Annotated in this window: 5 protein-coding genes; 3 read left to right on the forward strand and 2 right to left on the reverse strand. The window is 62.5% G+C overall.

Features of this window, described 5'->3' with window-relative positions; genetic code table 11:
• The 3 genes from AACR77_RS04785 to AACR77_RS04795 form a co-directional block, all read left to right on the forward strand.
• Window positions 1-1,162, forward strand: a 1,162-nt coding sequence (locus AACR77_RS04785) for a protein adenylyltransferase SelO (protein WP_042880108.1), incomplete at its 5' end; no start/stop codon positions are given.
• A gap of 10 nt (window positions 1,163-1,172) precedes the next feature.
• Entirely contained in the window at window positions 1,173-1,460 is a 288-nt protein-coding gene (locus AACR77_RS04790; protein ID WP_041211964.1) for a DUF3630 family protein, read from the forward strand.
• Window positions 1,461-1,604: 144 nt separating this feature from the next.
• Window positions 1,605-2,279 (forward strand): 7-cyano-7-deazaguanine/7-aminomethyl-7-deazaguanine transporter, encoded by a 675-nt coding sequence (locus tag AACR77_RS04795; RefSeq protein ID WP_010676046.1) that lies wholly within the window; start codon window positions 1,605-1,607, stop codon window positions 2,277-2,279.
• Between the two features lie 271 nt (window positions 2,280-2,550).
• On the opposite strand, the gene rraA is transcribed toward AACR77_RS04795, so the two are convergent.
• Window positions 2,551-3,036, reverse strand: coding sequence for a ribonuclease E activity regulator RraA (gene rraA / locus AACR77_RS04800; RefSeq protein WP_010676045.1), 486 nt, complete (start codon window positions 3,034-3,036; stop codon window positions 2,551-2,553).
• A gap of 154 nt (window positions 3,037-3,190) precedes the next feature.
• On the reverse strand, window positions 3,191-4,437 hold a 1,247-nt coding region (mgtE, locus tag AACR77_RS04805; protein WP_042880110.1), incomplete at its 5' end, for a magnesium transporter.

Consider the following 4,437-nt stretch of genomic DNA (forward strand, 5'->3'; position numbering starts at 1 on the left):
GGGGGAGCAGCTGGCGCCTGATGGCAGCCGCTGGGACCTGCACCTCAAAGGGGCGGGCAAGACGCCATTCTCCCGCTTCGGCGACGGCCGTGCCGTGCTGCGATCCAGCATTCGCGAGTACCTGGCTTCCGAGGCGCTGCATGCCCTCGGCATTCCCACCACCCGGGCTCTGGTGCTGCTGGGCAGTGACGAGCCTGTCTACCGGGAGCAGGTGGAGAGCGGGGCGACCGTGCTGCGCACCGCGCCGAGCCATCTGCGCTTCGGTCACTTCGAGTATTTCGCATGGAGCGGACAGGGGGAGAAGATCCCGGCCCTCATCGACTATGCGCGGCGTTACCACTTCCCCGAGCTGACCGATGGCGCCGAGCTGTTTGCCGAAGTAGTGCGCCGCACCGCGCGGCTCATCGCCAAGTGGCAGGCGGCGGGGTTCTGTCACGGGGTGATGAACACCGACAACATGTCCCTGCTCGGGCTGACCCTGGATTACGGCCCCTACGGTTTCATCGACGCCTATGTGCCGGACTTCGTCTGCAACCACTCGGATCCGGATGGTCGCTATGCGCTGGATCAGCAGCCTGCGGTCGGATACTGGAACCTGCAGAAGCTGGCACAGGCGCTGGCCGGCCATGTGGATGGCGACGCGCTCGCGTCGGCCCTGGCCCAGTACGAGCACCAGCTGATGTTGCACTACTCCGAGCTGATGCGCGCCAAGCTGGGGCTGGCGGTGTGGGAAGAGGAGGATCCGGCGCTGTTCCGCGAGTTGTTCCGGCTGCTGGCGGCGCACAAGGTGGATTACCACCTCTTCCTGCGGCGTCTCGGTGAGGTGACGCGAGAGGGAGCGTGGCCCGCCCGCCTGCTGGCCCTGCTGCCCGATCCTGCCGTCTGGCAGGGGTGGCTTGAGGCCTATCGGGCGCGCCTCGCCCGGGAAGGGAGCGTGGATGGCGTGCGCAAGGGGCAGATGGACGCTGTCAATCCCAAGTATGTGCTGCGCAACGCCCTGGCCCAGCAGGTGATCGAGGCGGCAGAACAGGGCGACATGGCGCCGTTCGAGCGGCTGTTTGCGGCCCTGCAGCACCCCTATGATGACCAACCCGAATACGAGGATCTCGCCACCCCGCATCCGGGCTGGTATTGCGGGGGCGAGCTCTCGTGCAGCAGTTGAGGAGCAACGGATGAACTGGCGTATCACGCAGACAGACAGGGAAGCCGGGGTGGTGATGCTGACCTGCCCGGGCCTTGACTGGGACAGCTTCCCGACTCTGGCCGAGGCCCTGTTGCAGGAGTGGGAGCTGGCGGCACTCGAGCGGGAGTGGGGGGCGGATCGCCACAGCTGGCTGCTGGAGTTTGAAGGCAGCCGCTTTCGGCTCGAGTACGAACATTACAGTGGCTGCTGGCTGGCGGCGGTGCAGCCGGACGACGCGGAGGCGCTGCTCTGGCTGGCTCGGCAGTCCCGGGAGTGAGCTTGGCGTGCGATGCGAGTCAATCCCTTGAGATAACCGCATAAAGATTGAACTATCAATTTTGGGGCGTATAATCTCGCCCCTTGATTATCGCCATGGTGGCGATATGGGTTCCCTAACCCCATTAACCAAAAAGGTCACAATATGAACCTGACTCCGGCTCAGTACCAGACGGCACTGATGCGTCTCTCGTTGTTCCACATCCTGATCATTGCCAGCAGCAACTACCTGGTGCAGCTGCCGATCACCATCTTTGGCTTCCACACCACCTGGGGTGCATTCAGCTTCCCGTTCATTTTCCTGGCCACCGATCTGACGGTGCGGATTTTCGGCGCCGGCCTGGCGCGCAAGATCATCCAGACCGTGATGCTGCCGGCATTGACCGTGTCCTACGTGCTCTCGGTACTCTTCTTCGAAGGGAGCTTCCAGGGGGTGGGCAATCTGGCAGAGTTCAATCTCTTTGTTGCCCGGATCGCGTTAGCCAGCTTTATGGCCTATCTGGTGGGCCAGTTCATGGACGTGGTGGTGTTCAACCGCCTGCGCCTGCTGAAAGCCTGGTGGGTGGCTCCGGCGGCCTCCACCCTGTTCGGCAATCTGGTGGATACCATCGCCTTCTTCAGCATCGCCTTCTGGCGCAGCACAGATCCCTTCATGGCCGAGCACTGGGTCGAGATCGCGACCGTGGATTACGTATTCAAGTTGCTGATAAGTCTTGGGTTGTTTGTGCCGCTTTACGGTGTGCTGCTGCGCTATCTCAGCCGCAAGCTGGTGGGGGAGGCCGGATTGGCTGGCCTGCAAGCTGCTACGCGACAAGCCTGACGAGATTGACCACCCCCATGGGTGGTCAATTTTTTTGCGATCTTCGCAAATAAGGCTTGCACAGTTAAATGAGAATGATTATTGTTACCTTGTTTTCCGGGAAAGACTTCATTTGTTCCAACGTGATGGACTTCTTGTGAAGGCACGACATTGCTCACATTGCTTCCAGTTAAGGGGCCAGTAGTTTACTGGCCCTCTTTTTTTGCGTCTTTTCCGCCATCAGCGGGCATAAAAAATGGGAGCCAGGGCTCCCATTTTCACTCAGCGCTGTTTACTCGATGTCGAGGGCATCGGGGGAGAGGATCACCCCTGTGGTATCGGCATAGAGGTGGTCATCCGGCAGGAAGGTGACGCCGCCGAAGTTGACCGGCAGATCGGTTTCCCCGATATCCTTGCTGTCGGCGCCCACCGGAATGGCCGCCAGGGCCTGAATGCCGATGTCGAGATCTTCCAGGATATCGACCTCACGGACGCAACCGTAGCAGACGATCCCTTCCCACTCATTTTCCGCCGCCGTGGTGGCGATCTCGCTGTCGATCAGGGCACGCCGCATGGAGCCACCGCCGTCGATCAACAGCACGCGACCAACGCCGTTCTCCTTGACCAGTTCACGGATCAGGCCGTTTGATTCGAAGCATTTGACTGTGGTGATGACGCCGCCGAAAGAGGCGCGGCCGCCGAAGGAGCAGAGCATGGGTTCGAGCACATCCACCATGTCCTGATAGATGTCGCACAGTTCTGAAGTGTTGTATTCCATTGTGTCAGATCCACCGCTGGAAACAGGTGGATCCAGTATAAGGAGTGGGGTTGGCATTTCAACGACTATTCCTTGCCCAGTGGCGGGAAATGCCGTTTTTGCGCGAAAGCGGCCCCGCGTCATGGCAGGCGCCGCAGACGGTCAGCCTCGGGCCCTAGAGCAGGAACAGGGTCGCCAGCCCCAGGAAGATGAAGAAGCCGCCGGTGTCGGTGATGGCGGTGATCATCACGCTGGCACCCACCGCCGGGTCGCGCCCCAGCCGGCTCATGGTCATGGGGATGATGACCCCCATCAGTGCCGCCACCAGCAGGTTGAGCATCATGGCGAGCGTCATCACCGCGCCCAGCGCCGCATCCTGATAGAGGATGTAGGTGGCCACCCCCATGGTGCCGCCCCACACCAGGCCGTTGATCAGGGCCACCCCCAGCTCGCGCCACAGCAGGAAGGAGACGTTGCCGGTCTGGATATGCTGCAGCGCCAGCGCCCGCACTATCATGGTGATGGTCTGGTTGCCGGTGTTGCCGCCGATGCCGGCGACGATGGGCATCAGCGCCGCCAGCGCCACCAGCTGGGAGATGGTGTGCTCGAACAGGCCGATCACCCTTGATGCCACGAAGGCGGTGCAGAGGTTGATGGCGAGCCAGGCCCAGCGGGTCTTGACCGCCTTGGAGACGGGGGCGAACACGTCTTCTTCCTCGCTGATCCCCCCCATGCGGCGCAGGTCGGTGTCGCTCTCTTCATAGACCAGGTCCACCACCTCGGCGACGGTGAGCCGTCCCATCAGCTTGCCCCTGGCATCCACCACGGCGGCGGAGACCAGGTCGTCCCGCTCGAAGGTGCGGGCGGCGGCCTCGTCGTTGTCTTCCGGATCGAAGGTGACCGGATCCTTCTCCATCGCGTTGCTCACCAGGGTTTCGGGCTTGTGCAGCAGCACGGCGGTGAGGGGCAGCTCCCCCTGCAGCCGGTTGCGCCGATCGGTGACAAACAGCTTGTCGGTGTTGGCGGGGATCTTGCCGCGCAGGCGCAGATAGCGCTGGACGGTGGCCAGGGTCACGTCGGGCCGCACCGTGATGAGCTCGAAGTCCATCATGGCGCCGACCGTGTGCTTGCCGTAGCGGATCACCTCGCGCACCTTGTCCCTGTCCATCGGCGCCATGGAGGTGAGCAGCCGTCCCATCAGGTTGCGGGGCAGGTACTGACCCAGGTAGATCTGGTCGTCGATGTCGAGGGTGCTCAGGGCGTGCAGCAGCTCCTTGTCGCTCATGCCGCTGATGAGGCTGTCCCACACCGTCTCCGACGCCTCCACCAGGATCTGGCCGTGCTTGTCTGCATCCACCTGCTGCCACAGCACATGGCGCTCGTCCGGCGGCAGGGATTCCAGCGCATCGGCGATATCGGCGG

Origin of the sequence: Aeromonas sp. ZOR0002 (genome assembly GCF_963866995.1) — a bacterium.
GTDB lineage: Bacteria > Pseudomonadota > Gammaproteobacteria > Enterobacterales > Aeromonadaceae > Aeromonas > Aeromonas caviae.